Source organism: Amycolatopsis sp. NPDC051758 (assembly GCF_044453095.1).
Lineage (GTDB): Bacteria > Actinomycetota > Actinomycetes > Mycobacteriales > Pseudonocardiaceae > Amycolatopsis.
The window spans coordinates 79,991-106,810 of the sequence record NZ_JBITCJ010000018.1 but is presented as its reverse complement, the minus strand read 5'-3'; the positions used below and the strand labels follow the sequence as shown (position 1 = coordinate 106,810).

Below are 26,820 nucleotides of genomic sequence, written 5' to 3'. Positions count from 1 at the left end.
ACGAGAGGCCCTGATATACGTCTAGACCATTGACCCGGTGAGTGGCACCGGCTTACCGTCGGCTCCTGCTCCCCCGACGATCTTCGGCCCGTGAAACCGGTCCGGCCCGCTCCTGTGTTCCGAGGTGTCCGCGCCCCTCGTGACGGTCGCGCGCCGGCGACGTTGTCGCGCGCCGGCCTCTTCGATCCCGGAGCAGCCACCCCGGACAAAGGAGTCGCCGGTGCGAACTCGAAGAAAGCTGACCGCGATCGTCGCCGCCCTCGCGGCGGTCGCGTCCACGGCCGTGTGGGGTGGCGCCACGCCCGCCGCCGCCTCGGGCCCCGCCCTCCTCCCCCTCTCGATCACCAACAACTCCGGCCGCGCCGACGCCGTCTACCTGTACGTCCTCGGGGTCAACCTGAACACCGGCCGGCTCGGCTACGTCAACGCCGGCGGCACCTTCACCCCGTGGAGCGGCGGCGGCAATCCCCCGACCCCGGCGCCCGACGTCTCCATCGCCGGCCCCGGCAACGGCGGCACCACGACGATCCAGGTGCCCCGCTTCATCTCCGGGCGGGTCTACTTCTCCCTCGGCCGGCGCCTGAACTTCTTCCTGACGCCGGACGGCTTGGTCCAGCCGGCGCCGTGGGCCGGCGGTGACTCGAACCGCGACATCCTCTTCGACTGGAGCGAGTTCACCTACAACGACGCCGGCCTCTGGCTGAACAGCTCCCAGGTGGACATGTTCGCCGTCCCGCACACCGTGAGCGTCACGACCGGGTCCGGCGCGGTGAACTCGACCGGCACCCTGGTGGCGAACGGGCGTGACAACGTCATCAACGGCATCAAGGCCCAGTCCGGCTGGGGCGGGTCCGTCTACACCCGCTCGGACGGCACGGTCCTGCGCGTGCTGGCGCCGGGCAAGGCGGCCGACGCGGGTCAGCTCAGCACCACCGACCTCGACCCGTACATCACCTCCGCGTGGAACGCCTACACCGGCAAGACGCTGACCGTCGTGCCGTTCGGGGACCAGCCGAACACCAAGTACTTCGGCCGGACGTCGGGCAACGTCATGAACTTCACCAACACCGCCGGTCAGCAGGTGGCCTCGTTCACCAAACCGTCTTCGGCCAACGTCTGGGGCTGTGACGGCGCGCTGGCCGCCCCGAACGACCAGGTGGTCGGGCCGATCTCCCGCACGCTGTGCGCCGCGCTCAACCGCGGCACCCTGGGCACGATCGACACCCAGCCGAGCACCAACGCCGGCGACTTCTACAAGAACAGCCCGACCAACCAGTACGCGAAGCTGATCCACGCGAACATGGCCGACGGCAAGGCCTACGCGTTCGCCTTCGACGACGTCGGCAACTTCGAGTCCCTGGTCAACGACGGCAGCCCCCGGTCCGCGGGCATCACGCTGAACAGCTTCACCGGCGGTGGCGGCACCACCCCGCCGCCGACGTCGGGGAACCGGGTCATCAGCAACTGGAACGGCAAGTGCATCGACGTGCCGAACCAGAACTTCGCCGACGGCGTGCCCCTGCAGACCTACGGCTGCAACAACACCATCGCCCAGGACTGGACGTTCACCGGCGGCACGCTGCGCACGCAGAACAACAAGTGCATGGACGTCGCCTGGGGCTCCACGGCGAACGGGGCGGTCATCCAGATCGCCAACTGCAGCGGCAACGCCGCCCAGCAGTTCGTCCTCAGCGCGGCGGGTGACCTCGTCAACCCGCAGGCGAACAAGTGCGTCGACATCCAGGGCTGGAACGGCAACGACGGAGCACCGCTGGTCCTGTGGGACTGCGTCGGCGGCGCGAACCAGAAGTGGCACCGGGGCTGATCCCGGAGGCCGGCCGGAGTGGGGCCCGCACCTCGGGTCCCGCTCCGGCCGAGCCGGTGCTTCGGCGTAGGCTGACCTCCGGAGTGCCGGGAAGCCTGGTCGGCGTCACTGCAGGTGCGCGCGAAACGAGGCTTCCCATGGTCATCAGTGCCGTCGGACCGACCGAGAACCACCGCGACGTCGTCGCGGTCGACAACCTGACGCTGCACGAGCTCGCGCACCCCCACGGAGTCACGGTGCCGCTCTCCAGCCACATCTTCCCGCGCCTGGTCCGGCGATGAGCGCCGCCGGCTGGGCGGAAGTGCTGAAGGCACGCCGATCCCGGCTGCCGTGGGTGACCGTCCTGGCGTTCACGATCGCCGCCGCGTTCGGCGGGCTCGTCATGTTCATCCTGCAGGACCTGAGCCGCGCCCGGTCCCTCGGTCTGCTCGGCGCCAAAGCCGCCCTCGCGGGCGGCACCGCGGACTGGCCCGCCTACTTCACCCTGCTCGCCCAGACCGTCGCCGTGGGCGGCGCCCTGATCTTCGGCCTGGTCGTGGTGTGGACGTTCGGCCGCGAGTTCAGCCAGGACACCGTCAAGGACCTGCTGGCGCTGCCCACCTCCCGCCCCACGATCGTCGCGGCCAAGTTCGCCGTCACCGCGGGCTGGTGCCTGCTGCTGGTCCTCTACACGTACCTGCTCGGCCTGCTGGCCGGCACGGCCATCCACCTGGACCGCTGGTCGGTCGCGACCGCCGTCGACGGCCTGGTGAACCTCCTGCTGACCGCCGCCATGACGTTCGCGCTCGTGACCCCGTTCGCGCTCGCGGCGAGCGCGGGCCGCGGTTACCTCGCCGGCGTCGGCGTCATGTTCCTGGTCTTCTTCCTGGCCCAGGTCGTCGCCCTGCTCGGCTACGGCCGGTACTTCCCGTGGTCGGTGCCCGCCCTGTTCGCCGAAAGCACCGGCGCCGACCGGCCCGGCGTCCTGGGTTACGTGCTGGTGGCCACGGCCGGGCTCGCCGGCGCTCTGGGCACGGCCGCGTGGTGGACGTACGCGGACCAGGACCGGTGAATCCGGGCGGTCAGGTGATCGTGAGGTGCTGGGCCGTCGTGTTCCCGGCGTAGGCGTTGAGCCCGAACCTCCCGGCTGCGTAAGCGGTATCGGCCGCGTCGATGACCAAGGTGGGGCCGAGCCACACCCGGATCCGGGAACCGGCCGTCTGCACCTTCAGGTGGTAGGTGCGGCCTTCGACGATCGGCGTGGCGTGCGTCGCGATGTCGAGGCCGGGCCGCCAGAGCTTGACCACGCCGCTCGTGTCGATGTTCGCCGTGTAGCCGGTGCCGTCGGCGGTCGCGCGGAACGTCAGGCCGGCCGCCTTGCCGTTGGTGACGGACACGTCGCCTTCGTAGGTGAAGTCGGTTCCGGTGCGGTCGCTGAGGTAGAAGCCGTCGCCGGCCGAACTGGCGTGCAGGCCGTCCGGCGTGGTGGTCCAGGTGCCGCCCGCCGCCGTCCACGGGCCGGACGGGAACGACGTGAACCCGGCGGGTCCGGTGTTCAGGTTCTGCACGGTCGCCGAACCCTGGTACACGTTCGCCCCGAACCGGCCCGCCGGGTAGACGTCGTCGGTCGCGTCGATGACCGGGGCCGCGCCGTGGTTCAGCCAGACCTGGATGCGGGATCCGGCCGTCCGGACACGAAGGTGATAGGTGCCGTCCGCGGCGATGGACGTCGGGTAGGTCGCGATGTCCCGCCCGGGCCGCCAGAGCTTGACCACACCACTCGTGTCGACGTTCACCGTGTAGCCCGCGCCCTCCGCGGTCGCCCGGAACGTCAGCCCGGCCGCTCGCGCGGTGCCCAGCCGGACGTCACCCTGGTACTCGGCGTCCCCCGCGGTGCTCGCGCTCAGATAAAACCCGTCGCCGGTGACCTGCGCCTGCTTGCCCGCGGCGACGTCGGTCCACGAGCCGCCCGCCGCGTGCCACGGGCCGGCAAGATTGCTCTCCAAGGTCGACTGTGCGGTGCCCCAGCTGGTGCTGAGCCGGGTGAACGTCGCGTTCTTCAGCCGCACCTGCCCGCCGGTCGCGAAGAGCCGGATGCCCTGGCTGACCGCGGCGGAGTCGAAGTTCACGTTGTCGGCGACGGAGAACAGCCCGCTGCCGTCGAAGACCTCGAGCTGACCGCGGTCCACCAGCAGGCGCATGGTGACTTCGCCGTCGGCCGGCGGCAACGGCTTGCCGTACAGCGTTCCCGCCGTCCGGTCGTACAAGACGGTCCGGTCGGCGCTGCCGTCGGACCGGCTGTGCAGCGCAAAACCGAACTGATCGGCGGTCGCACTCGCGACGTCGAAGGTCGCGGTGATTTCGTAGGTGTCGGCGAGGATCCCGGCGAACGGGTTGCGCCCCTCGCGCACCGTCTCGTTCCGCCAGGTCCGGCTGTCGGCTCGCAGCGAGCTCAGCTCGGCGACCGGGGTCCGGGTGATCCGGGGGCCGTCGGGGGAATCGACGAGGCCGAGCGCGACGGGGAACGTCGCGTTGCCGGTCCAGGAGTTGCCCCGATTGCCGCCCTGCCAGGCCATCTGCACCACGCGGCCGTCCGGCGAGTTGGTGAACGTCTCGGCGGCGTAGAAGGTGCCGCCGGCGTAGGTGGTGCCGAGGTTCATCTTCTTCGGCTGTGGCCGGTCGGTGCGGAAGGTCTTGCCGTCGAAGGTGCCGACGACGTACTCACCGGTTGCCGACGTGAGTACCCACGGGCCACCGTCCAGCGGGAACAGGTCCGGGCATTCGAACAGCCAGTCCGCCGCGTACCGGCTGCCGAACGTCCAGTGCAGCAGGTCCGGCGACGTGTGGACGTCAACGCCGTTGCCACCCCGGTTCGACCAGACGACCATCACCCACTGCCGCCGCGCGGCATCCCAGACCACCTTCGGGTCCCGGCTCTCCGCCGGGATCTCGATCTGCTTGCGGCCGCCGTCGTAGGCCTGGAAGCTGCGGCCGTTGTCGTTGCTGACGAAGATGCTGACGCCGTCGGTGTTGCTGAACACCACGATCGGGTCGAGCGGGCCGGTCTTCAGCCCCGAAGTGTTGTCGCGGTCGACCACACCGCCACCGGAGAACAGCGTGCCGGGGTGCACCTCCGGCTCCAGCGCGATCGGCTTCTGCGTCCAGTGCACCAGGTCCGGGCTGGTGGCGTGGCCCCAGTGCATGGTGTCCCACTCCAGCCCGTGCGGGTTGTGCTGGTAGAAGAAGTGGTAGAGACCATTGGCGTAGACCAGCCCGTTGGGGTCGTTCATCCAGCCGGACTGCGAGCTGAAGTGGAACTGTCCGCGGAACGGCTCCTGGTAGGTCGTCGCCGGGTACGGGAACTCCGGGTAGTCCCAGGCGGTTCCCGCCGACGCGGGGACGGCCGGCCCGAGCAGGGCCGATGCGGTCAGGAGAACAACGAGCAAAGCGCGGGCGCTGCGAACCACCTGGCCCCATCCCTTCCCCGGCGGCGTTGCCTTGCTTCGACGGTCGCACAGCACGAAGGCGGCCACAACGCCTGACCGGACAAGCAGCGGGACAGGATCCCCGGCGCCGCTACGCGGTCGGGTCGGGGCCGAGCGCCGCGTCCAGCAACTCCCCCAGCCGGTCGAGCTGCGCCGCCGACAGGTCGTGAAAAGAAGTCTCGAAGACGGCGTCCACGGCGTCCTGGCCCTCGGCCCGCAACCGGCTCCCCTCCTCGGTGAGCCGGTGCCGCACGGCCCGGCCCGGCCCCGGGACCCGCTCGATCAGCCCGCGGTCGGCCATCCGCGTCGCCAGCGAGCCGAAGGACTGGTCGGTCTGGAAGGTCAGCACCGCGAGGTCGTGCAGCGAGGCGTCCGGCTTGCGGTCGAGGTGGCGCAGGGTGTCCCACTGCACCAGGGAAAGCCCCAGCGGCGCCAGCGCCCGGCTCAGCGCGCGGTGGTGGCGGTACTGCAGGCGCTTGACCGCCAAGGCGACTTCGGCCGGTCGGTACGTCATGCCGGACAGCCTAGCCCATCGAGGGCAGGTTGCTTACCTAAGGAACCTGATATAAGGTTCCTTAGGTAGTCCCCGCCGACCTCCGAGAAGGAACCATGACGACGCTCCCCACCGCCGGCTCGCTCCGGCCCACCCGCACCGAAACCCACACCGTCGGACCGGTCGAAGTGACCGTCCAGGACCGCGACCGCACCCGCCCGTTCCTGCTCCTGCACGGCGGGGGCGGCGTCGCGACGATGGCAGGCTTCGCCGATCTGCTCGCCGAACGCACCCACTCCCGGGTCCTGCTGCCCACCCACCCCGGCTTCGGCGGCACGCCGAAAGCCGAGCACCTCACCGACGTCAAGGCGCTGGCACGGACGTACGTCGCACTCCTGGACCAGCTCGACCTCACGGACGTGACGGTTGTCGGCAACTCCTTCGGCGGCTGGCTGGCCGCCGAAATCGCGCTGCTGGCGAGCCCACGGGTCAGCGGCGCGGTGATCGTCGACGGGATCGGCATCGAGGTCGCCGGGCACCCGCTGACCGACGTCAGCGGCCTCTCCCCCGCCGAGCTCCGGTCGTTCTCCTTCCACGATCCGAGCAAGGCGCCCGTGCCGCCCGGCGGTGGCACCGGGCCGAGCCCGGACGTGCGCGCGCTGATCGGCTACACCGGCCCGGCCATGGCCGACCCGACGCTCGCCGCGCGGCTCGGTGACCTCGACCTCCCGGTCCACGTGGTGTGGGGCGAAAGCGACCGCATCGCCGACGCCGGGTACGGCAAGGCCTTTGCCGCCGCCATCCCGCTTTCGACGTTCACCCTGCTCCCCCGCACCGGCCACCTGCCGCAGGTCGAGACCCCCGAAGAGCTGCTGGGCGCGCTGCTCGACCTCGGGGAAACCGCATGAGCACCTCGTTGACCGTGACCCGGATCGGGCACGCCTGCCAGCTGATCGACCTCGGCGGCATCCGCGTCCTGACCGATCCGTGGTTCACCCAGACCGCGACCTACTACCAGGGCGAACCGGTGGTCGCGACGGTCGGATCCCTCGGCCGCGTCGACGCGGTCGTCGTCAGCCACGAGCACTACGACCACTGCGACCTCGACGCGCTCGTCGCCGGCGGCTTCGATCTCGGCACGCCGCTGATCGGGCCCGGCACCGTCGCGACCATCGCACGGGACAAGGGATTCCGCGACGTTCGCGCGATCGAAGCGTGGGAGGCCACCACTGTCGCCGGCCTCACCGTGACCGCGACGCCGGGCAAGCACGGCGTCCACGAGGTCACGTTCGTCATCCAGGCCGGCGGCCGCACGGTCTTCTTCGGTGGCGACTCGCTGCGCGTGCCGGAGCTGGACACCATTCCGGACCGGTTCGGGCCCGTCGACCTGGCCATCCTCCCGACGAACGGCCTCTGCATCCGGCCGATGAACCTCCAGCAGGTGGTCATGGACGCCGAAGAGGCCGCGGGATTGACGGCTGCGCTCCGGCCGGCCGTCGCCGTGCCGCATCACTACGCGTTCCACAGCGGCCGGCTCGGCGACCGGATGATCACCAAGGGCGACCAGGACCCCCGCCACTACGCCGACGCGGTCGCCCGGCTCGCCCCCGGCGTCGAGGTCCGGCTGGTCCTGCCCGGCACCCCGGTGACGGTGCCGTGACCGCCCGCGGGTTCGTGCCCGAGGTCGCCGCCGACCTGCCACCCGGCGAGCGGCCGATGGTGGCCGTCGTCCGGGCGGTCCCCGGCCACGAGGAGCAGCTCGCCGCCGCCATCACCACCCTCACCGGCTCGGTGCGGCGCGAGCCGGGCTGCCTCGAGTTCCGCTCGTTCCGGGACTTCGCGAACCCCGGCGTCTTCCACCTCTACGAGATCTACGCCGACCCGGATGCCTTCCGGGCCCACCTGGCCACCGGCCACGTGGCGGACTTCTTCACCGAGCTGGCCCGGCACAGCACGAGTGATGCCGGGGCGCTGGTCCAGCTGGTCGAGCTACCCGGGTCCGTCACGTCATCCGCTGAAGCCCGATGACCGAAAGCAGCCGAAGCGCCTCGTGGGCCGGTGTCCCGGGCGGCGCGGTGAACAGCACGACGTGCTGGTCGCGCTCGGGCACCACGAGGATGTCGCACGTCAGGGCGATCGGCCCGACCTGCGGGTGATCGACCGTCTTGTGCAGGTGGCGCTCGTCGGAGACCTCGGGGCTGGGCCACAGCGCGGCGAACTCGGGGCTCTCGCGCAGCAGTTCCCGGACCAGCCCCTGGGTGGCGGGGTCGTCCGGGTACCGCGCGGCGGCCGCGCGCAGGTGCCCGGCGGCGAACGTCCCGAAGTCACCACCGCCGCTGATGCCGTAGTGGCGGCGGGTCGCGTCCGGGTGCAGGAAGTACCGGCGGATCATGTTGCGCTCCCGGCGCGGCCGGGCCGAGAAGTCCTCCAGGAGCGCCGCCGCGAGCGGGTTCCAGGCCAGGACGTCGTACTTCGCGTCGAGCACGATCGCCGCGGTGTCCGGCAGGCGCTCGATCAGGTCCATGATCCGGTCCGGGACGTCGGCAGCCGGGCCCGGCGGCTCGGCCTGCTGCCCGGAAAGCGTGTAGAGGTGGGCGCGCTCGGAGTCGTTGAGCCGCAACGCCCGGCCGAGCGCCGCCAGGACGTGCCGCGACGGGTGCGGACCCCGGGCCTGCTCCAGCCGCGTGTAGTACTGCGTCGAGATGTGCGCCAGCTGGGCCACCTCCTCGCGGCGCAGGCCCGGGGTGCGCCGCGGGCCGTCGGCGGGTAGCCCGACGGTGTCCGGGGCCAGCCGCTCGCGGTGCAGCCGCAGGAACCGGCCGAGCGCGTGTTTGTCCATGCCCCGAGGATCCTCCCGGTGGGCCGGCGCTGCCAGGTATCAGCAAGGCCTGCCACGGCCCGCGGCGGCGGCACACGCTGGAGTCATGACCCAGAACGGAATGTTGTCCGGAAAGATCGCGCTGGTCACCGGTGCCAGCAGGGGCATCGGCGCCGCCGCAGCACGGCTGTTCGCCGCCGAGGGCGCGACCGTCGTTCTCGCCGCCCGCACCGAAAGCGCGCTGAAGACCGTCGCCGCGGACCTCCCCGGCGCTTCCTACGTGGTCGCCGACCTCGGTGACGTCACGAGCATCGAACGAGCGGTGGCCACCGTCCTCGAGCGGCACGGACGCCTCGACGTCGCGTTCAACAACGCCGCCGTCGGCGTGCCGCCGCACCCGGTCGCCGGCTTCCCCGAGGACGACTTCGACCTCGTCGTGCGGGTGAACCTCAAGGGTGTCTTCTACGCCGTGTCGGCCGAGGTGCAGGCCATGCTGCCGAACGGCGGCGGGGCGATCGTCAACACCAGCAGCGTGGGCAGTCTGCGGGGCAACCCGGCCCTTCCCGCCTACGGGGCGGCGAAACGGGCCGTCAACAGCATCACCGAGTCCGCCGCCGTGACCTACGCGCCGGCCGGGATCCGCGTCAACGCGATCGCCCCCGGCCTGACGATCACCGAGATGGTCGAGGACTGGAACCGGCACGACCCCGGGATCGTCGACCGCATCGTCGCGGACAACCCGCTCGGCCGGGCCGCGCAACCGGCGGAGATCGCCGAAGCGGCCGCGTGGCTGCTCAGCGACCGCGCGTCGTACGTCACCGGTGTGGTGCTGCCGGTCACCGGCGGCACGGCCGTCTGACCGGATGTCCACTTAGGACGATTTGTGGCGCATTCCTCGCTTCTCGACACAAAACGGATGGTGCGGTAGGCCGTCCGGGTGCGGTCCCGCAGTGGACTGGACCACCGGCATTGACACGGCCGAGAACCCGGCCATACCCTTCCCCGCATCCCCATCGCACTCCGAAGTCCCCCTTCTCTCTCGGAAATACAACGTTGTAAAAATCCGCCCGGGTCGCTGACCTGCGGCTTGAGAGTGAGGTCCCCGTGCCCCGCGGTCGAAGTCTCCTCGCCACCCTCACCACGGCCCTGCTCGTCCTCGGGACGATGCTCGGCCTGAGCACCGTCTCGCAGGCCGCCGGCTCCCTGCCGTGCGACATCTACGGCTCCGCCGGCACCCAGTGCGTTGCCGCGCACAGCACCACACGTGCCCTCTATTCGGCCTACGCCGGCAATCTCGACCGCGTGCAGCGCGCGTCCGACCACGCCGAAACGAACATCGGCCTGCTCGCCGTCGGCGGCTACGCCAACGCCGCCGCGCAGGACTCCTTCTGCGCCGGCACGACGTGCACCATCACGGTGATCTACGACCAGTCCCCGCGCCACAACGACCTCACCGTCGAAGGGCCGGGCACCGCGGGCGGGCAGGACGTCGCCGCGATCGCGTCCGCGCTGCCGGTCACCGCGGGCGGGCACAAGGTCTACGGCGTCTACGTCTCCCCCGGCACCGGGTACCGGCACTACGTCGGCGCCGGCGTCGCGGTCAACGGCCAGCCCGAAGGCATGTACATGGTCGCCAGCGGCACCCACGTCAACGGCGGCTGCTGCTTCGACTACGGCAACGTCGAGGCGCAGATCGCCGACACCGGCAACGGCCACATGGACGCGGTGAACCTCGGCACCACCTGCTACTTCCCGCCCTGCAGCGGCATCGGCCCGTGGGTGGCGGGCGACCTCGAAAACGGGCTGTTCCAAGGGAACCGCTCCAACACGGCCAACCGCGGCAACGCCACTCCGTTCGTCACGGCGCTGCTGAAGAACAACGGCCAGACCACTTTTGCACTCAAGGGCGGCAACTCGCAGAGCGGCGGCCTCACCACCTGGTACAACGGCACGCTGCCCTCGGGCGGGTACACGCCGATGCACCAGGAGGGCTCGATCGTGCTCGGCACCGGCGGTGACAACAGCAACGCGTCCATCGGCTCGTTCTTCGAAGGCGTGATGACCGCGGGTTACCCGACCGACGCCGCGGACGACGCCGTCCAGGCCAATGTGGTCTCCGTCGGTTATGCCGGCAGCACCGGCACACCGCCTTACGCGGCCACGGTTTCCGGCCCCGGCGGCAAGTGCCTCGACGTCGCCGGCGACGACACCGGGAGCAACGGCACCGCCGTGCAGCTGTGGGACTGCCAGGCCAACGCCTCCGACCAGCACTGGGCGCACAACGCGGACTCTTCACTGTCCACTTTGGGCCGCTGCTTGGACGTCGTCGGCAACGGGACGGCGGGCGGCGCACTGCTGGAACTGTGGGACTGCAACGGGGTCGGCGGCCAGAAGTGGGTGCAGCAGGCCGACGGCTCGCTGCGCAACCCGCAGTCCGGCCGCTGCGTCGACTCCCCGAACGGGGCCACCGCCAACGGCACCCGCATGCAGCTGTGGGACTGCAACGGCGCGGCGGCGCAGAAATTCTCCGTCACCGGTGGCGGCCCGATCACCGGCCCCGGCGGCAAGTGCGTGGACGTGGCCGGTGACGACCACGGCGTGAACGGGACAGCCGTGCAGCTGTGGGACTGCCAGTCGTTCGCGGTGGACCAGCACTGGTTCCACCTGTCCGGCGGCGCGTTGCGCACCTTGGGCCGGTGCCTCGACATCGTCGGCAACGGCACGGCCAACGGCGCCCAGGTCGAACTGTGGGACTGCAACGGGGTCGGCGGCCAGGCGTGGACGCAGCAGGCCGACGGGTCGCTGCGCAACCCGCAGTCCGGCCGCTGCCTCGACTCGCCGAACGGCGCGACGGGCAACGGGACGCGGCTGCAGATCTGGGACTGCAACGGGTCGGCGGCACAACGGTTCCCGCTGATCTGAGCCGGGCGGGGGACCACGGGAGCACTCCGTGGTCCCCCGCCGCGGCTACGGTGCCAGCCGTTCGACGAGGGCGTCGACGAGCTCGCGGCGCTCCGCCGGGCCGAGCAGGTCGGGCAGGGTCAGCCGTTCGACGATCAGCCAGTTCAGGGCCAGCCACAACAGCTTGACCGTCATCGTGTCGCCGGGCAGGTCCGTCTTCAGGTGGTTCTCCACGTTGAAGTCGAGGTCCGCGCGGATCCGCTTCGTCAGCACCTCCCGCAGTTCCGGCCGGCGGGCCGCCTCCAGACGCAGCTCCAGCAGGGCCAGGAACCCCGTCGGGAACGCCGCGACTCGCTCGACCACGTCGTGCATCAGCTCGGTGAGGCGGGCGCGGTCCCGCGGGCCGTCGAACGGGGCGGCCAGCGTCGCCTCGTCCGGCACCAGCCGCTCGTAGACGCGTTCCCCCGCGCCGGTGAGGATTTCCTCGCGGCCGGCGAAGTAGTTGGACGCGGTCCCGGTGGGCACCGCGGCCCGCTGGTCCACCGCGCGGAACGTCAGCCCGCGCGCACCTTCCGCCGCCAGGACCTCGATCGCCGCGTCGAGCAGGGCCGCCCGTCGTTCCGGATTGCGTCGTGCCATCACTTGTAACCACTCCGCTTGTAGTGCTACCTTACGACCACTACAGGCAAAGTACTACAGTTCAAGTTGTTCTGGGGGTCACATGCGCAAGCTCGTTTACTACGTCGCCGTCTCGATCGACGGGTTCATCACCGGGCCGGGCGGGGAGTTCGACTTCTACCCGGAGGCGCCGGACATGGTCGAGTACCTCCGGGCGGAGTTCCCGGAGACGATGCCGAGTCACATCCGGCCGCACATCGGGCTCGACGGTGTGCCGAACAAGCGGTTCGACACGGTCGTCATGGGCCGCGGCACCTACCAGCCGGCGCTCGAGGCCGGTGTCGCCAGCCCCTACGCCCACCTGCGGCAGTACGTGGTGTCGACCACGCTCGCCGAGATCGCCGACCCCACGATCGAGCTGATCACCGACCCGGTGGCCACCGTCCGCCGGCTCAAGGAAGAACCCGGCGCCGACATCTGGCTCTGCGGTGGCGCCCGGCTCGCCGGCGAACTGCTGCCGGAGATCGACGAGCTGGTGTTCAAGCGCTACCCGGTCGTCGCGGGTGACGGTCTCCCGGCGTTCACGGGCCGGTTCCGGCCGCGGCCGTTCGCCCCGGTGGACACCAGGACGTTCAGCCACGGCGGCACCGTCACCACCTACCGCCCGGCGCCGGCTTAGGCGCAGGTCGCGGGATCGGCGGCGAGCACCGGGTCCGTCAGCGGACGCCCGCTGAACGGGACGGTCTCAGAGACGCTCAAAGCACCGTCGCGCAGCGTGTAGACGGTGCGCGTGCCCGAGTAGGTGAGCTGGTCGACCGGCCGGCCGATGTCGTCCGTCTCGGCGGCGACCGTCGAGAAGGCGCGGCCGCCCTCCAGCGGCGTGCACTGGTAACCCAGGTGCGCGGCGACGCCCCCGCCTTCGGCGACCGAGAACGGCTTGTCGTCGGCCCCGACCACCTCGCCCAGATTGCGGCCGTCGTAGTGCAGCACCGAGAAGAAGGTGGTGTTGGCGCCGACGGACCGCGTGACGACCAGCTCGGCCCGGCCGTCCCCGTTGAGGTCGGTCACCCGCGGTGCCTCGATGCCGAACTGGCTGTCGGCGGGCAGGTGGATCGAGGTGTACACCCCGTTCACCGTGGCCGAGATCAGCTGGTCGCCGTCACCGGTCAGCTGCGCGGTCACGGTCTCGATCTCCCCGTCGCCGTTCAGGTCGGCGACGGTGGTGACCGGGTCCGTGACCGGCGCGGCGAGTGCCGGTACGGCGGCGGCCAGGCCCAGCGCCGCGGCCAGGCCGGCAAGGGTGGCAGTGCGGACGAGTCCGATGCGGTTCATGAGATCTCCCTCCGTGGTTCGGTGATCTTTTCACCGAAATCCCTCTCATGAAGAAAGACGGCCACGGGTGGACCGGGTGCGCCGGGGGTGCGATGTGCCACTGGAACGCAACCTCGGCGGTTTCCGGCGGCGAGCGGCCATGGCGTTCGGCGAGCCCTCGTCGCATCGTCCTCTGTGGACGCGGCCGAGTGAGTTTCACCCCCTTCGCCCCCTCCGCAGCCTGGCCGACACTAGGCTCGCCGCCGTGAACGGCCCCGAGCCCTGGCACCTCCGCACGCGGCGGTTCCTCCGCGCGACCGACCAGCGTGCGCAGCTGGTGCGCGCGGCCCGGCTGGTGCGCCGGCTCGTGCCCGGCGACGAGCTGCCCGACGATCCGCTGACACCGTCGAGCAGCCGGTCGTCCGACCGGATCGCGCGACTGCTCAGCGACGCGGGCGCGGATCGGCCGAGCGCCACGCGCGAGCTCGGGCTGGCCGCGGTCCAGGCCTGGCAGGCGGCTTCCCGCCGCACCACCCACCCCGATCCCTCGGCCGGCGTCACCATCCTGTTCACCGACCTGGTCGGCTTCTCCTCGTGGGCGCTGCACGCCGGCGACGACCGGGTGCTGGCGCTGCTGCGGGCGGTCGCCGACGTCAGCAAGTCGGTGATCACCGGGCACGGCGGCTCGGTGGTGAAGGGCCTGGGCGACGGCGTCATGGCGGTCTTCGGCGACACCGGCCGGTCCGTGCTCGCCGCCCACGAGACCTGCTCGGCGGTCGCCGCGGTGCAGGCCGAGGGGTACCACCCCCGGCTGCGGGCCGGGCTGCACCGCGGCCACCCCCACCGGGTCGGCGCGGACTACTTCGGCGTGGACGTGAACATCGCCGCCCGCGTGATGGCCGCGGCCAACGGCGACGAGGTCCTCGCCAGCGCGGCGGTGATCAACGCGCTCGACCCGGAGACAGTGCTCACCCGCCGGCGCCGCGGGTTCCGCGCCAAGGGTGTCCCGCCGGACCTGCAGGTCTATTCGGTGCACCCCACCTACGACTCCTAGGCGCCGCGGTCGGCGAACCTCCGGGACCACTCGCCGGCAAACACGGCCGACGACTGAGCGTCCGGTGCTACCGGGTCCCTTCACCGGCCACCCGGCGGCGTGACCACGCGCCGGCGTCGGTGGTGTAACGGACGAGCAGCCGCGCGAACTGGGTGCGTTCCTCCGGTGACCAGCCGGCCGTGATGTCTTCGAACGCCTCGCGCTGCTCGGCCGCGAACCGGACTCGCTCGGCCTCGCCGCGGTCGGTGAGCTCGAGCACGGTCCGGCGGCCGTCGGCCTGGGACGCCGCCCGCCGCAGCAGGCCGTCGGCGATGCAGGCCGCGACCGTCCGGCTGGCCACCGGCTGCGCAACACCCATCTCGGTGGCGAGCCCGCCGACGGTCAGCTCGCCCGGGGCGTCGGCGACCACGTTCAGCACCAGGTTGCGGGACAGGTCACGGCCCGCGGCCGGGGTGCGCCGGCGCAGCCGGGACAGCGCCGGGCCGATCTGGTCCAGCAGGCGGTCTTCGGCGGAACTGCTCACCTCAGGGATCGTAGTACCCGGCGCATTTGCATACCAGTCATTATTTCCATAGCATTGGGTATGTAACTGCGAGCGAGAGAGCGAGGCCACCATGGCCACCACCGCCATCACCGGCGCCCGGGTGTTCGACGGGGAGAAGACACTGGGAGTGCAGACCGTCGTCCTCGACGGCCGCAAGATCCGCCGGATCGGCGGCGAAGTGCCCGACGGCGCCGAGGTCGTCGACGGCCGGGGCGCGACCCTGCTGCCCGGGCTGATCGACGCGCACGTCCACTCCAGCCCCGGTTCCCTGGCGCTGGCCCTGCGGTTCGGCGTCACCACCGAACTGGAGATGCAGGGCCTGAACACCCGCGAGAACCGCGCGCACATCACCGAGGACGACACGGTCGCCGACATCCGGTCATCCGGCTTCGCCATCACCCCGCCCGGCGGCCATCCCAGCGAACTGATGCCCGAAGGGTTCCGGCCCGCCGGGGACCTGCCGCCGGTGATGCCGCTGATGCCGTTTTCCACCACCCCGGCCGAGGCCGCCGCGTTTGTCCCGCAGCTCCTGGCGCGGGGCTCGGACTACATCAAGTTCATGGTCGACGACGGCAGCGTCGAAGGTCACCCCGGGCTGCCGATGCTCGACCAGGCCACGCTGAACGCGGGTGTCGCCGAGGCCAAGAAGTACGGCGCCCTCACGGTGGCGCACACGCTGACCCTGGACGCCACCCGGATGGCCGCCGAGGCCGGGGTTGACGGCCTTGTCCACGTCTTCATGGACCAGCCGCACACCACGGAGATCGTCGACCTCGTCGCCGGGGCGGGGATGTTCGTCGTGCCGTGCGTCTGCCTCGACGCGTCGATGATGGGCATCACCGGCAGCAACCTCGCCGACGACCCCCGCGTCGCCCGCCGTCTCGACGGGAAGTGGGAGGAAACCCTGCGATCCAGCTACAACCGGTACCCGCAGGGAAAACTGGAAGACGTCCTGGAGACCGTGCGGGCGCTGGCCGCCGCGGGCGTGGACGTGCTGGCCGGCACCGACGCTTCCATGGCGGAGACTTTCTTCGGCGGCCTGGCGCACGGAGCCAGCCTCCACCACGAACTGCAGTACCTCGTGGCAGCCGGCTTGACGCCCGCCCAGGCGTTGCGCGCGGCGACGGCAACCACGGCCCGCCGCTTCGGCCTCGGCGACCGGGGCCGCATCGCCGAAGGGCTCCGCGCCGACCTCCTGCTCGTCGACGGCGACCCCACGGTGACCATCGGCGACACGCTCAACACGCGGGCGATCTGGCGGCGCGGCAGCCGGCTCAAGGAGTCGTAGTCAGGCGCTCGCCGCCGTGGCGAGCCGGCGGGCCGCGACGTCCTTCGCCGTGCGCTCGAACGCTTTCACGTCGGTGCTCGCGTTCTCGGCCGGGCGGGCCAGGACCAGGCGCGCCGGCAGGCCGTCCACCACGGGCACACCCGCGACGGCGGCACCGGCCCGGCTCGCCGCGCCGTGCCCGACGACCACGACGAGCTGGCCGACCGAAACCCGGTCCACGATCTCGTCCAGCGGCAGCGGCGGGCAGTCCGGCCGGAAAGCGTCTTCGCGGCGGAGGTCGTCGATCGAGACGGCGGCGCGGGAGGCGAGCGGGTGCGTGACGGCCACCAGCGCCACGGACAGCTCTTCGGCGACGTCGGTCGTCGTGAGCCCGTGGAGGTCGTTGCTCGCGCAGAGCAGGGCGACGTCGGCGGCTCCCCCGCGGACCGCGCCGGCCTGGTCGGTGGTGAACAGCAGCTCCACCGCCACCGCGGGGTGCTCGCGCGCAAACGCGTCGACCAGGTCGGCCAGCACGCCGGCGCCGGTGCCGGAGCGCACCGCGACCGTCAGCGGCACCGAACGTCCCGTCCGCCGGACCCGCCGGGCCGCCCGCTCGACTGCCGCCAGCGCCGACCGGCTGTCGGCCAGGAAGACCCGCCCGGCGTCGGTGAGCGACACCCGGCGGCTCGTCCGGTCGAACAACCGCACCCCCAGCCGCCGCTCGAGCCGCGAGATCGCCCTCGACAGCGGCGGGGCCGCGATCCCGAGCCGCTCGGCCGCGCGGCCGAAGTGCAGTTCCTCGGCGACCGCCACGAAGTAGGCGAGCTCCCGCGTCTCCAGTCGATCCATACCGCCAGGGTAATGATCAGCGGCCGGAAGTGCATCGTTCCGCCGGTCGCGGCGCGGTTGGCTGGAAGCACCGGAACCGTTGACCGAAAGGCATCCCATGCACGACGAACGCGCGGTCCAGGAAGTACTGGCCCGCTACGTCCGCGCCACCGACCGGCGCGACGGCGCCGCACAGGGCGCGCTGTTCACCGACGACGCCGACGTCCGGATCTTCGAGAAGACCGGCCCCGACCGGTACGAGCCTGTCGGCGAACCGCTGATCGGCGGCGCCGGTGTCCGGTACGCCGTCGAGAACTTCATGGCGCCGCACCCCGAAGGCGGGTCGAGCCACCACGTCACCGCCGACCACCTGATCACCGTCGACGGCGACACCGCCCACCTGAACGCCCAGTTCGTCGTGTTCGAGGTCCGGACCACGCCGGAGCGCTCGATCGAGGCGGTCGAGTCCGGGTACTACGACACCGGGCTGCGGCGGGTCGGCGGCGAGTGGAAGATCGTCCGGCACCACGTGCTCGGCGACCTGCCGATGCGGGTGACGCAGTCGTGAAAGCCGTGGTGTACCACCGCTTCGGCGGTCCCGAGGTGCTGGCGATCGCCGAGCTGCCCGAGCCCAAGGTGAACCTCGACGGTGTGCTCGTGCGGGTGCGCGCCGCCGCGCTCAACCCGGCCGACCTCGGTGTGCAGGCCGGCGCGCTGGCCGGGTCCCGCGAGTCGTACTTCCCCGTCGTGCCCGGCTGGGACGTCGCCGGGGTGGTCGAGCGCGCCGGCCCCGCGGCATCCGAGTTCGCGCCCGGCGACGAGGTGATCGGCTACGTGCGCGGCGAGGTCGAACACCACAACGGCGCTTACGCGGAACTGGTCGCCGCCGACGTCCGGACGGTGGTCCACAAGCCGCGTTCGCTCCCGTGGGACCAAGCGGCCGGTCTGCCGCTGGCCGGGCTCACCGCGGTGCAGGCGATCGACGCCCTCGCACCGAAACCCGGTGAGACGCTGCTGGTGCACGCCGCCGCGGGCGGTGTCGGCTCACTCGCCGCGCAGATCGCCCTCGGCCGCGGAGCCCGCGTGCTCGGCACGGCGTCCGAGCCGAACCACGGCTATCTGCGTTCCCTCGGCGTGGAGCCGGTCCGGTACGGCGACGGTCTCGCCGGCCGCGTCCGCGAACTCGCGCCGGATGGCGTCGACGCCGTGCTGGACACCGCCGGCCGGGGCACCCTGGCGGCGACACCGGACATCGGCGCCCGGGTCGTCTCGATCGCGGAGTTCGACCACCCCGGCGCGACGGCGGTGTTCGCCCGGCTCGTCCCCGAGGACCTCCGCACCGTCGCCGAGCTGGCGGAAGCGGGACGGCTCAAGGTGCGCGTCGCGCGGACGTTCCCGCTCGGGCAAGCCGCGGACGCGCAACGCCTGCTGGCCGAAGGGCATGCTCCGGGGCGGATCGTGCTGGTGCCCTGAGGGGTCCTTGACACCGGGCCGGCGGCGGGTGACCATGGAAACTATGGAAACCGAAAAAGTTTCCCCAGTTTCCGACCAGGCTCGGGCCGAGCTGATCGTCGACGCGGCGAGCAGGCTGTTCCTCGCGCCCGGCCCCGGCCGGGTGAACATGGACGACCTCGCCCGGGAACTCGGGATGAGCAAGAAGACGATCTACCGCCACTTCCCCGACAAGCACGGCCTGATGACCGCAGTGCTGGACCGGCAGTTCGGCGCTATCGAACGCAAGCTCGTCGCGGCAGCCGAAGCTTCGGCGGGCCAGTCGTTCGGCGCCCGGGTGGAGCGTCTCCTGATCGCCGCGGGCGGGGAGCTCGAACGGATCGGCGCGGCCCAGCTCGCGACCGGGCGCGGTGACGCCGTCCTGCGCCGGCACGTGGACGAGCGGATCGACGCGGTGGTCTACCGGCGGCTCGACGAGCTGTTCCGGGAAGGCCACCGGCGTGGGCTGCTGGCGGCGCCGCCGGAACTGCTGGGCGAGATCACCCGCGGTGCGGTCGAACGGCTGCTGGTCTCCGGCCTGCCACGCGATCTCGGCTGCACCGCGGCCGATCTGCTGCGGACGACCGTCCACACGGTACTCCACGGGGCGATCCGCCCCGGTGGTGCAAACGAACAGGAGGCAGGCTCGTGAGCAGGGTGGCACTGGTGACCGGGGCGAGCAGCGGGATCGGCGCGGCCACCGCGCGACTGCTGGCCGCACGCGGGATGCGCGTCGGGGTCAACTACCTCACCAGCGCCGAGGCGGCCGAGGACGTCGTCGCCGGCATCAAGGCCGCCGGTGGTGAGGCCATGGCAGTGCGGGCCGACGTGCGCGAGACCGCCGCGGTCGAGAGCATGGTGGAGCGTGTCGGGTCGGTGTGGGGCGGTGTCGACGTGCTGGTGCACAACGCGCTCACCCCATACACGATCAAACCGTTCCAGGACATGACGTGGGACGAGCTGGGCGGCAAGCTCGACGACGAGCTGCGCGCCGCGTTCGTCGTCACGAAGGCCGTGCTGCCCGCCATGACCGAGCAGCGCTGGGGACGGCTCGTCTACCTCGGCACCGGCCTGAGCCGCCGGCCACGGGCGGGCATGATCGCGCTGGGCACGGCGAAGGCCGCGCTGACGCAGTTCGCCCGCTACCTCGCCCAGGAGCTGGGCCCGCAGGGCATCACGGTGAACGTCGTCGAACCCGGCCCGGTGACCGACACCAAGATCTCGCAGGTCCTCGACGACGAGCAGAAGCGGCGGCAGGTGGCCGCCACCCCGATCGGCCGCCTGGCCCGACCGGACGACGTGGCCCGGGCGGTCGCCTTCTTCGCCGCCGAGGACAACACCTTCATGACCGGCACGACGGCCGCGGTCAACGGCGGAATGGCGATGGACTGAGATGCACACCATCGATCTCGCTTACGTCGGCCGCGGGCTGCACGAGGAACTCGCCGCCTACATCGCCGACCAGGAAGACTTCTACGCCGCCGAAGGTGTCCACGTCGCCCTGCGCGACGGTTGTGCCTGGGACGAGGAGCGGCTGCGCCGCGGCGCGACGATCGGCCTCGGCCGGGCACTGCTGTCCCGGCTGACCGGCGGCGCGCCCTGGGTCGCGCTCACCGTCAACACCCACCGCCCGCTCTTCTGGTTCCTCGCCCGGACCGGCACCTCCTTGACCGACCTGGCCGGCAAGCGGCTGGCGGTGCACGCCCCGCACACCGCGCCCGGCTGCTTCGCCCGCATCGTGCTGCGCCGCGCCGGCCTCGACCCCGACCGCGACGTCGAGTGCGTCGTCCGGTCGCCCGGCGACTACGGCATGGACCTGCGCCGCCTCGGCAACCGCACGATCGACGCCGCGTTCGTCGGCAGCACCCTGGCGCCGGAGGCGATCGCCGCCGAGCACGGCTGGCAAGTGCTCGCCTGGGTCGGCGACCACTTCCGGATCCCGACGGTCGGCGTGGCGGTCGACCCGACCCACATCCGGCCGGACGACCCCGCGGTCCAGGCCGTCGTCCGGGCGCATCGGCGCGCGCTGCGGGTGATCCACGAGGATCCCGGCACCACGGTGCGCCACATCCGGGCGTTCCTGGGGCAGCACACCGAGGCCGAGGCCGAGGCGCACTACCAGACGTTCATCGCGCCGCACTTCACCACCGGCGGTGGAGCCGACCTCGCTGTCGGCACCGCGGCGATCACGGCGGTCGCGGCCGAGCTCGGCGTGACCGCGGGTGTCACCGCGGCGGAGTTCCACCGGACGGAGCCGTAGCCGCCCGCCGGGCCTTCAGCTGTACGGCGGCCGCGGATGCCACGAGCGTCATCGGCCAGCGGACATCTTCGGTCTCGTCCCGGGCCCGGCGGCGCAGCACGGTGTCCAGCTGCTCACCGGTGAGGCGGCCACCGGTGGCGACGCAGCACCGCACCAGCGCCCGCACCTCGTCGTCCGCCGATGTCCGTTCGAGGTCTTGCTCCCACAGCTTCAGGGCGTGCACGGCCGCACGACGCGACAGGTCCGGGGCTGCCGCGTACCAGTGGCCGGTCGGGCTCGGCGGCGGATCCTCGGGGGACGGCACCCGGCGGCCGAACCGCTTGTCCTTCACCCGGGTGTCCGCGTAGGCGGCACTCTCGACCCGCCACGCCGCTCGGCTGGCCTCCAGCGCCGCCAAGGCGTCCAGCAGGGCCCGCTCGTGCCGCTGGTAGGGCCCGGCCAGTTCGGCGAGGAAGCTCAACGTCGCCCGGTGACCGATCGGGTGGTACCGGCGCACGCACGAACACAGCGCCGCGACCCGCTGCCCGTGGGCCAGCCGTCCGTCCCGGACTCTGCGTGCGCGCTCACCGAACCCCATCCGCCCAGCCTACTGATCTACACCAGGCAACAGCTGCTCCGCGCCGCACCACCAGCTGGTCCGCCCACCGGCTCGCCCCCGGACCATCGGCGCCTGGTCACGCGGGCACCGCGCACCCGGCTTCCGGAACGGGATGACCTCGAGCGTGTGCACTCCCCCGTGCTTCAGCGCGGCCGACACCGCGGCCCGGGTCGCACGCAGGAGCCGCTCGACCGCCGCACGGTCGAGCTCGTCGACCGGATGTGCGGGGTGGATACGGGCCCGCCACAGGATTTCGTCCGCGAGCAGGTTGCCGATCCCGGCGATCGCGCTCTGGTCCAGCAGCCGGGCCTTGACCGTCGTGGCTCCCTTGGTGACGGCGGCGCGGAACTCACCGGCGCTGATGGTCGCGGCGTCCGGGCCGAGCACGTCCAGCGCGGGATCGAGCACCACGCGGCCCAGCCGGCGGGGGTCGACCAGCATCAGCCGGCCGCCGTCTTCGAACGTCATCGAAAAGCGTGACCAGCGGTAGTCCCCCGGCGCTCGGCGGCCCTCCCAGTAGTCGCCGCCGTCGACTTCCGTTCCGTCCGGATCCGCCACCACGATCTTGCCGGACATCCCGAGGTGCAGTCCGAGCACGGGCCCGCCGCCGGTGTCGCACCACATCGACTTGCCCCGCCGGTGCGCGGCCACCAGCCGTCGCCCGACGAGCGCGTCGCGGAGCTGGCCGGGCCGATGCGGCCGGCACACGTAGGAGTCGGAGTCGTCGACGTCGGTGATCAACCGGCCCAGCGCCGCGCGCTCGATCACCGAGCGGGCGAACTCCACCTCGGGCAGCTCAGGCATCCGGCACCCTCCGTTCGGTTTCCCCGCAACACATTCCGCGAAGACGAGCCGATGCTAGCCGGTCCCGGCCGGGCCAAGATCACCCGCTCGGCGAACAACCGCACCGGCAACCGGGCGTCCACCGGATATGACCATGAACTCGACGAAGCCGCGCCGTGCGTTTTCCCGGATCGTGGCCCTGCTGGCGGTGGCCGGCACCGCCGTGGTGGTGGGCGCGGCCCCGGCGACCGCGGCCGACGGCGACCAGGTGGTGACCCGGGTGAGCGCGGCCGAGAGGGCCGCCGCGCTGGCCCATTGGACGCCGGAGCGGATGCGGCAGTGGGTGGGCGACGATTCCCTCCCGCCGGCCGAAAAGATCGGGCAGGTCTGGGCGGGCCCGGTTCCGGCGGGGGTCGGGCGGTTGTTCTTCACCGCCGAACCCGGGGTCGACGAGTCCTGCACCGCGACCGTGGTTCCCAGCGCCAGCAAGGACGTCGCGCTCACCGCCGGGCACTGCGTCAACGGCGGCCTGGACCGCTTCGACAACCCGATCAGGATCGTCAACGTCGTGTTCGTCCCCGGTTACGACCACGGGAAGGCGCCGCACGGCGTGTTCCCGGTCCGGGCGTTCGCCTGGTCCGCCACCTATTCGGGCCCCACCAGCGGCACGGACGACGACGCGGTGCTCGCCCTGGATCCCGTCGGAGGCCGGCACGTCGCCGACGTCGCGGGGACCCAGGACGTCTCGTTCGACCGGCCACCGTCCCCTGTGGACACCACGATCCTCGGTTACCCGGTGTCGCAGCTCGCGGGCGGCGAGGCGTTGCTTTCCTGCGCCCGGCCCGCCACCCTCGAGGTCAACTCGGTCACCTCGGCCTGGCGGACGGACTGCGACCTGGCCGGCGGCTCCAGCGGCGGCCCGTGGTTGCGCGGCTTCGACGCCGCCTCCGGCCGGGGCGAGATCTTCGGCGTCACGAGCCGGGGAACGATGACCGAAGACGGCGTCACCCAGGACCTCACCAGCGCCGCGTTCACCGACGCCGTGAAGAATCTCTACGAGCAAGCCGGAAAACTCTGACGCCGCGACGAGCACACCTCGACCGCCGTGCCGGTCACCGGACGGCGGTCGAGGTGCGCGGGCCTCAGCCGCAGTGCTCGCTGCGCTCCTGGTCGGTCATCGCCGCGGTGTGCTGCGTGATGTCCCCGGTGGAGCCGGGCACCGGGCCGTCCGCGTCGAAGTCCTGGTACCAGATGTAGTGGTCGTAGAACCGGTCACCGAAGTGCATTTCGTAGGTGCCGTGCACCTTCTGCATCTTCGGCGCACGCTCCACCCAGCCCTTCTCCCCCGGCCGGACGTCGACGTTGGTCGCCTGCCCTTCCGTGTGCGAGGACTCCCAGGTGTGCTGGTACGACGTCTCGATGGACACCTTGAACACTTCCGAAAAGCCGTACTCGGCGGAGAGCGAAACACCGAAGCTGTTCGACTCGCCGGTCGTGTCCGACCAGTTCACCGTGCTGCGCTGGAGATCCTGCGTGCAGTTGTAGGCGGCCTCGCCGACCTGGTGGCCGGCGCCGGTGTGCTCCTCCGGCGGCCCGGCCGGGTGGAACACGCAGGAATCCGTGCCGTTGTTGCACTTGTCGAGCAGTTCCCGTGCGGTGGGCTGGCCGTCGGCCAGCGCCCCCGGGGCGGTGATGACGAGTCCGGCGGCCGTCAGCAGGCCGATCCCCGCCGCCGTCCACGCCGTGCGCTTGCTGGTCATGGTCGTGCTCCTTCGGGTCGGTGGATCAGCTGAAGCCGATGGACTGGGTGCGGTTGTCCATGTAGGAACCGATGTTGCCGTTGTTCTCCTTGAAGGGGCCGTCCCGGTCACCGCTGAGGTTCGGTTCCGGGTAGAGCCAGATCCAGCAGTTCCCCCACGGCTGCACGGAGGTGATCTTGTTCTTCCAGTCGTCACCCAGGTCGAACTGCCAATTGACCCAGCCGTCCTTCTTGCACAGCTCCGGTCCGGTGATCGTCAATGAGCTGCCGGTGTAGTCCGGGCCGTCGAAGAACGTTCCCTGCACGACGTCCCCATCGGGTTGCGCGGCGGCTTCGGCGCGCAGAGTGCGGTCGCTCGCCGCGCTGAGCGTGCCGTGCGAGGCGTAGGAGATCACCTGCTGGTAGTCCGCGAAGCAGGACTGCGAACCGGTTTCCGAGTCGAGCACGCAGTGCCGCTCGGCCGGCGCCGCACCTGCCGGCGCCGCACCGACCAGTGCCGCCGTCGTCACGGCCGCGGTCGTCGCACCGATTCTCGCCCATTTGTTCGTCATGACGATTCCTCTCGTCGAATTCCGGACCGTGATATGCCCGGAAAGTTCCGGATATCCTCGGAATTCGACGGTACGTCAGGCCGATCGGGACCGCCGACGCGCTGCCCCTCGTTACCGTCCTCTTTGCCTCTTCGTCTCCAAGCGCACTGTCCGGGTTGGACGTCGTGATCACCGGTGCCAGAATGACCGCGACGATCACCGGCCGTCGATCAGCTCCGCGAACCGCTCCGGGCTGACGTTGCCACCGCTGATGATCACGCCGACCTTGCCCGGGCCGGGCACCTGTCCGCTGAGCAGCGCAGCAATGCCGGTCGCACCACTGGGCTCGACGACAAGCTTCAGGCGCTCGAACACGAACCGCATCGCTTCCCGGATGGCGTCGTCGGTGACCACCGCGATCTCGTCGACGAGGTGCCGGTTGATGGAAAACGTGAGTTCGCCGGGGATTTCCGCGGCCTGGCCGTCGGCGATGGTGCGGGGCACCGGAATCGCGACCCGTTCACCGGCCGCCAGCGAACGCTTCGTGTCGTCACCGGCAACAGGTTCGACACCGACCACCCGGATACCGGGCTGCAACGCCTTCGCGGCAGTGGAGCTGCCCGCGATGAGGCCACCACCACCGACTGGCACGACCAGCGTGTCCAGCGAACCCGCTTCCGCCAGCAGTTCCAGCGCCGCGGTGCCCTGCCCGGCGATGACGTGGGGGTGCTCGTACGGCGGGATGAGCGCCAGCCCGCGCTCGGCGGCCAGCGCCTGGCCGATCGCGACGCGGTCGCCGGTGTACCGGTCGTAGGTGACGATCTCGGCGCCGTAGCCCCGCGTCGCGTCCACTTTGGACTTCGGGGTGTCCTCGGGCACCAGGATCACCGCACTGCTCCCGAGTTCCCGCGCGGCGAGCGCGACGGCCTGGGCGTGGTTGCCCGAGGAATACGCGGCGACACCCTTGGCCAGCTGCTCCGGCGAGAGGCGGGAGACGGCGTTGTACGCGCCGCGGAACTTGAAGGCGCCGATGCGCTGCAGGTTCTCGCACTTGATCAGGACTTCGGCGCCGACGAGGTCGTCGAGGGTGCGGGAGCGCACCACCGGGGTCCGGTGGGCGACGCCGGCCAGGCGGGTGGCGGCGTCGCGGATGTCGTCGAGGGTCACGGGGGCGGTCATGGTGCTCCTTGGGCGCGGACGTCGGCGAGGTAGTTGTAGGCGGAGGCGCGGGAGATGCCGATGCGGGCGGCGACCTGCGGCACCGCGCGCCGGACGGCGAAAACACCGCGGGCGTGCAGGCTGCGGAACAGCTCGAGGCGTTCCTCGCGGCTGAGCGCGGCCCACGGTTTGTTCAGGCGCAGCTGGTGTTCGTCGACGATCGCGTCGACCACGGCGTCGACGTCGTCGCCGAACGTGGTCGTCGGCGCCTCGGCGGCCGTGCCGACGTCGGCGAGCTCACCGACCAGGGTCCGCAGTTGCCCCAGCGCGGTGACGTCGAGGTTCACGCAGAGCGCGCCGAACACCGAGCCGCCGCTGTCGCGCACCAGCATCGTCGAGGACTTCACCAGCTTGCCGGAGGCGGTGCGGGTGACGTAATTCAGCTGATCCTCGGCCTCGTCGCCCCGGGCGAGCAGGCCCATGCCGATCTCGCTCATCGACCCGCCCACGGTGCGCTCGGTGACCGAGCCGGCGATCGCGACCACCGAGGCGTCCGGCTGCCGGAAGTCGTGCACGACGACCTCGCAGAACGAGCCGAGGGTCGCGGCGATGCCGTCGGCGACCGGGGCGAGCGCCGCGAGGATCGCGTCCCGCTCAGACATCGCGCGCCAGCGCTTCGACCTCGACGACGGCGCCGTAAGGCAGCGATGCCACCCCGACGCAGGTACGCGCAGGCCGGGGTTCGGCGAAGAACCGCTCGTAGACGGCGTTGAGGCCGGGACGATCGGCGATGTCGGTCAGGTAGACCACGACTTTCACCACGTCGGCCCGGCTCGCGCCCACCGACTTCAGCGCGGTTTCGAGATTGGTGAAGGCCCGCGTGCATTCGGCGTCAAAACCGCCTGGCACCAGTTCGCCGGTCCCGGTCACACCGAGCCGTCCGGACACGGCGACCAGATCACCACTGCGGAACGCGGCGGGGTAAGGGTGCTCGCTCGTCATGGACTTACTGTATAGCGCTTGGACGAACAGTCCAGATGATGCCCGTCACGCGTCTTGATCACGGGGGCACGATCGGCTGGCCGAAGAGGCATTACCCGGGGTTCACCTGGTTCACC

The 26,820-nt window shown here is 71.4% G+C and carries 31 protein-coding genes; 17 read left to right on the top strand and 14 right to left on the bottom strand.

What is annotated here, in order from left to right:
* The first annotated feature begins 220 nt into the window (after nucleotides 1–220).
* The 3 genes from ACIA5G_RS49345 to ACIA5G_RS49335 all read left to right on the top strand — a co-directional run bounded on the left by ACIA5G_RS49345 (nucleotide 221) and on the right by ACIA5G_RS49335 (nucleotide 2,876).
* Nucleotides 221–1,825, top strand: coding sequence for a beta-1,3-glucanase family protein (locus tag ACIA5G_RS49345; protein WP_395936683.1), 1,605 nt, complete (start codon nucleotides 221–223; stop codon nucleotides 1,823–1,825).
* A 137-nt stretch (nucleotides 1,826–1,962) separates the two neighbouring features.
* A complete protein-coding gene (locus ACIA5G_RS49340; protein WP_395936681.1) occupies nucleotides 1,963–2,106 on the top strand; it encodes a hypothetical protein in 144 nt (47 codons plus the stop codon).
* The gene (locus ACIA5G_RS49335) at nucleotides 2,103–2,876 is read left to right on the top strand and encodes an ABC transporter permease (protein ID WP_395936679.1); all 774 of its coding nucleotides are present in this window, start codon (nucleotides 2,103–2,105) and stop codon (nucleotides 2,874–2,876) included. Before ACIA5G_RS49340 ends, ACIA5G_RS49335 begins: the two co-directional genes overlap by 4 nt.
* Before the next feature lie 10 nt (nucleotides 2,877–2,886).
* Here the strand turns inward: ACIA5G_RS49335 and ACIA5G_RS49330 are convergent, their stop codons facing one another.
* Both ACIA5G_RS49330 and ACIA5G_RS49325 read right to left on the bottom strand, forming a co-directional pair.
* Nucleotides 2,887–5,271: a glycoside hydrolase family 32 protein gene (locus ACIA5G_RS49330; RefSeq protein ID WP_395936677.1), complete on the bottom strand. Its 2,385-nt coding sequence runs from the start codon at nucleotides 5,269–5,271 to the stop codon at nucleotides 2,887–2,889.
* Between the two features lie 109 nt (nucleotides 5,272–5,380).
* Nucleotides 5,381–5,803, bottom strand: coding sequence for a MarR family winged helix-turn-helix transcriptional regulator (locus ACIA5G_RS49325; RefSeq protein ID WP_395936675.1), 423 nt, complete (start codon nucleotides 5,801–5,803; stop codon nucleotides 5,381–5,383).
* Nucleotides 5,804–5,898: 95 nt separating this feature from the next.
* Here ACIA5G_RS49325 and ACIA5G_RS49320 point away from each other — a divergent pair, with 95 nt between their 5' ends.
* Genes ACIA5G_RS49320 through ACIA5G_RS49310 form a run of 3 tightly spaced genes read left to right on the top strand, consistent with a single transcriptional unit; the run spans nucleotide 5,899 to nucleotide 7,810 of the window.
* Nucleotides 5,899–6,690, top strand: coding sequence for an alpha/beta fold hydrolase (locus tag ACIA5G_RS49320; protein WP_395936673.1), 792 nt, complete (start codon nucleotides 5,899–5,901; stop codon nucleotides 6,688–6,690).
* Nucleotides 6,687–7,442 carry an MBL fold metallo-hydrolase gene (locus ACIA5G_RS49315; protein ID WP_395936671.1) on the top strand — a complete coding sequence of 252 codons (756 nt, stop codon included), beginning with the start codon at nucleotides 6,687–6,689 and terminating at the stop codon, nucleotides 7,440–7,442. The genes ACIA5G_RS49320 and ACIA5G_RS49315 overlap by 4 nt, the downstream gene beginning before the upstream one ends.
* Nucleotides 7,439–7,810, top strand: coding sequence for a putative quinol monooxygenase (locus tag ACIA5G_RS49310; protein ID WP_395936669.1), 372 nt, complete (start codon nucleotides 7,439–7,441; stop codon nucleotides 7,808–7,810). Before ACIA5G_RS49315 ends, ACIA5G_RS49310 begins: the two co-directional genes overlap by 4 nt.
* Here the strand turns inward: ACIA5G_RS49310 and ACIA5G_RS49305 are convergent.
* On the bottom strand, nucleotides 7,785–8,621 hold the full coding sequence (locus tag ACIA5G_RS49305; protein ID WP_395936667.1) for a helix-turn-helix transcriptional regulator: 837 nt from the start codon (nucleotides 8,619–8,621) through the stop codon (nucleotides 7,785–7,787). The genes ACIA5G_RS49310 and ACIA5G_RS49305 overlap by 26 nt on opposite strands.
* 85 nt (nucleotides 8,622–8,706) lie before the next feature.
* On the opposite strand from ACIA5G_RS49305, the gene ACIA5G_RS49300 reads away from it, so the two are divergent.
* A complete protein-coding gene (locus ACIA5G_RS49300; RefSeq protein ID WP_395936665.1) occupies nucleotides 8,707–9,459 on the top strand; it encodes an SDR family NAD(P)-dependent oxidoreductase in 753 nt (250 codons plus the stop codon).
* A gap of 245 nt (nucleotides 9,460–9,704) precedes the next feature.
* Complete coding sequence (locus ACIA5G_RS49295; protein ID WP_395936663.1) at nucleotides 9,705–11,522, top strand: arabinofuranosidase catalytic domain-containing protein; 1,818 nt, start codon at nucleotides 9,705–9,707, stop codon at nucleotides 11,520–11,522.
* A 45-nt stretch (nucleotides 11,523–11,567) separates the two neighbouring features.
* Here the strand turns inward: ACIA5G_RS49295 and ACIA5G_RS49290 are convergent, their stop codons facing one another.
* Entirely contained in the window at nucleotides 11,568–12,140 is a 573-nt protein-coding gene (locus ACIA5G_RS49290) for a TetR/AcrR family transcriptional regulator (RefSeq protein WP_395936661.1), read from the bottom strand.
* An 82-nt stretch (nucleotides 12,141–12,222) separates the two neighbouring features.
* Between ACIA5G_RS49290 and ACIA5G_RS49285 the strand changes: the two genes are divergently transcribed.
* Nucleotides 12,223–12,798, top strand: coding sequence for a dihydrofolate reductase family protein (locus ACIA5G_RS49285; RefSeq protein WP_395936659.1), 576 nt, complete (start codon nucleotides 12,223–12,225; stop codon nucleotides 12,796–12,798).
* On the opposite strand, the gene ACIA5G_RS49280 is transcribed toward ACIA5G_RS49285, so the two are convergent.
* Nucleotides 12,795–13,451 (bottom strand): VCBS repeat-containing protein, encoded by a 657-nt coding sequence (locus ACIA5G_RS49280; protein ID WP_395936657.1) that lies wholly within the window; start codon nucleotides 13,449–13,451, stop codon nucleotides 12,795–12,797. The genes ACIA5G_RS49285 and ACIA5G_RS49280 overlap by 4 nt on opposite strands.
* Before the next feature lie 244 nt (nucleotides 13,452–13,695).
* Between ACIA5G_RS49280 and ACIA5G_RS49275 the strand changes: the two genes are divergently transcribed.
* Nucleotides 13,696–14,484 (top strand): adenylate/guanylate cyclase domain-containing protein, encoded by a 789-nt coding sequence (locus ACIA5G_RS49275; RefSeq protein WP_395936655.1) that lies wholly within the window; start codon nucleotides 13,696–13,698, stop codon nucleotides 14,482–14,484.
* A gap of 67 nt (nucleotides 14,485–14,551) precedes the next feature.
* On the opposite strand, the gene ACIA5G_RS49270 is transcribed toward ACIA5G_RS49275, so the two are convergent.
* Nucleotides 14,552–15,007 carry a MarR family winged helix-turn-helix transcriptional regulator gene (locus ACIA5G_RS49270; RefSeq protein ID WP_395936653.1) on the bottom strand — a complete coding sequence of 152 codons (456 nt, stop codon included), beginning with the start codon at nucleotides 15,005–15,007 and terminating at the stop codon, nucleotides 14,552–14,554.
* A gap of 91 nt (nucleotides 15,008–15,098) precedes the next feature.
* Between ACIA5G_RS49270 and ACIA5G_RS49265 the strand changes: the two genes are divergently transcribed.
* Nucleotides 15,099–16,316: an amidohydrolase family protein gene (locus ACIA5G_RS49265; RefSeq protein WP_395936651.1), complete on the top strand. Its 1,218-nt coding sequence runs from the start codon at nucleotides 15,099–15,101 to the stop codon at nucleotides 16,314–16,316.
* Here ACIA5G_RS49265 and ACIA5G_RS49260 read toward each other — a convergent pair whose 3' ends face one another.
* A complete protein-coding gene (locus ACIA5G_RS49260; RefSeq protein ID WP_395936649.1) occupies nucleotides 16,317–17,144 on the bottom strand; it encodes a LysR family transcriptional regulator in 828 nt (275 codons plus the stop codon).
* A 97-nt stretch (nucleotides 17,145–17,241) separates the two neighbouring features.
* Here ACIA5G_RS49260 and ACIA5G_RS49255 point away from each other — a divergent pair, with 97 nt between their 5' ends.
* Genes ACIA5G_RS49255 through ACIA5G_RS49235 form a run of 5 tightly spaced genes read left to right on the top strand, consistent with a single transcriptional unit; the run spans nucleotide 17,242 to nucleotide 20,874 of the window.
* A complete protein-coding gene (locus ACIA5G_RS49255) occupies nucleotides 17,242–17,691 on the top strand; it encodes a nuclear transport factor 2 family protein (RefSeq protein WP_395936647.1) in 450 nt (149 codons plus the stop codon).
* Complete coding sequence (locus ACIA5G_RS49250; protein WP_395936645.1) at nucleotides 17,688–18,596, top strand: NADP-dependent oxidoreductase; 909 nt, start codon at nucleotides 17,688–17,690, stop codon at nucleotides 18,594–18,596. Before ACIA5G_RS49255 ends, ACIA5G_RS49250 begins: the two co-directional genes overlap by 4 nt.
* Before the next feature lie 43 nt (nucleotides 18,597–18,639).
* Nucleotides 18,640–19,266 (top strand): TetR/AcrR family transcriptional regulator, encoded by a 627-nt coding sequence (locus ACIA5G_RS49245; RefSeq protein WP_395936643.1) that lies wholly within the window; start codon nucleotides 18,640–18,642, stop codon nucleotides 19,264–19,266.
* Nucleotides 19,263–20,006, top strand: coding sequence for an SDR family NAD(P)-dependent oxidoreductase (locus ACIA5G_RS49240; RefSeq protein WP_395936641.1), 744 nt, complete (start codon nucleotides 19,263–19,265; stop codon nucleotides 20,004–20,006). The genes ACIA5G_RS49245 and ACIA5G_RS49240 overlap by 4 nt, the downstream gene beginning before the upstream one ends.
* A gap of 1 nt (nucleotide 20,007) precedes the next feature.
* Complete coding sequence (locus tag ACIA5G_RS49235) at nucleotides 20,008–20,874, top strand: ABC transporter substrate-binding protein (RefSeq protein ID WP_395936639.1); 867 nt, start codon at nucleotides 20,008–20,010, stop codon at nucleotides 20,872–20,874.
* Here the strand turns inward: ACIA5G_RS49235 and ACIA5G_RS49230 are convergent.
* Both ACIA5G_RS49230 and ACIA5G_RS49225 read right to left on the bottom strand, forming a co-directional pair.
* Nucleotides 20,840–21,451, bottom strand: coding sequence for a hypothetical protein (locus ACIA5G_RS49230; protein ID WP_395936637.1), 612 nt, complete (start codon nucleotides 21,449–21,451; stop codon nucleotides 20,840–20,842). The genes ACIA5G_RS49235 and ACIA5G_RS49230 overlap by 35 nt on opposite strands.
* 9 nt (nucleotides 21,452–21,460) lie before the next feature.
* A complete protein-coding gene (locus ACIA5G_RS49225) occupies nucleotides 21,461–22,276 on the bottom strand; it encodes an Fpg/Nei family DNA glycosylase (RefSeq protein WP_395936635.1) in 816 nt (271 codons plus the stop codon).
* A gap of 133 nt (nucleotides 22,277–22,409) precedes the next feature.
* On the opposite strand from ACIA5G_RS49225, the gene ACIA5G_RS49220 reads away from it, so the two are divergent.
* The gene (locus ACIA5G_RS49220) at nucleotides 22,410–23,333 is read left to right on the top strand and encodes a trypsin-like serine peptidase (protein WP_395936633.1); all 924 of its coding nucleotides are present in this window, start codon (nucleotides 22,410–22,412) and stop codon (nucleotides 23,331–23,333) included.
* A gap of 64 nt (nucleotides 23,334–23,397) precedes the next feature.
* Here the strand turns inward: ACIA5G_RS49220 and ACIA5G_RS49215 are convergent, their stop codons facing one another.
* From ACIA5G_RS49215 to ACIA5G_RS49195, 5 genes are all read right to left on the bottom strand, one after another.
* Nucleotides 23,398–24,015 carry a hypothetical protein gene (locus ACIA5G_RS49215; RefSeq protein ID WP_395936631.1) on the bottom strand — a complete coding sequence of 206 codons (618 nt, stop codon included), beginning with the start codon at nucleotides 24,013–24,015 and terminating at the stop codon, nucleotides 23,398–23,400.
* A gap of 25 nt (nucleotides 24,016–24,040) precedes the next feature.
* The gene (locus tag ACIA5G_RS49210; protein ID WP_395936629.1) at nucleotides 24,041–24,565 is read right to left on the bottom strand and encodes a hypothetical protein; all 525 of its coding nucleotides are present in this window, start codon (nucleotides 24,563–24,565) and stop codon (nucleotides 24,041–24,043) included.
* 195 nt (nucleotides 24,566–24,760) lie between these two features.
* Nucleotides 24,761–25,723 carry a pyridoxal-phosphate dependent enzyme gene (locus ACIA5G_RS49205; protein ID WP_395936627.1) on the bottom strand — a complete coding sequence of 321 codons (963 nt, stop codon included), beginning with the start codon at nucleotides 25,721–25,723 and terminating at the stop codon, nucleotides 24,761–24,763.
* Nucleotides 25,720–26,364 (bottom strand): transcriptional regulator, encoded by a 645-nt coding sequence (locus ACIA5G_RS49200; RefSeq protein ID WP_395936625.1) that lies wholly within the window; start codon nucleotides 26,362–26,364, stop codon nucleotides 25,720–25,722. The genes ACIA5G_RS49205 and ACIA5G_RS49200 overlap by 4 nt, the downstream gene beginning before the upstream one ends.
* Nucleotides 26,357–26,704: a RidA family protein gene (locus tag ACIA5G_RS49195; protein ID WP_395936623.1), complete on the bottom strand. Its 348-nt coding sequence runs from the start codon at nucleotides 26,702–26,704 to the stop codon at nucleotides 26,357–26,359. Before ACIA5G_RS49195 ends, ACIA5G_RS49200 begins: the two co-directional genes overlap by 8 nt.
* Between the last annotated feature and the right edge of the window lie 116 nt (nucleotides 26,705–26,820).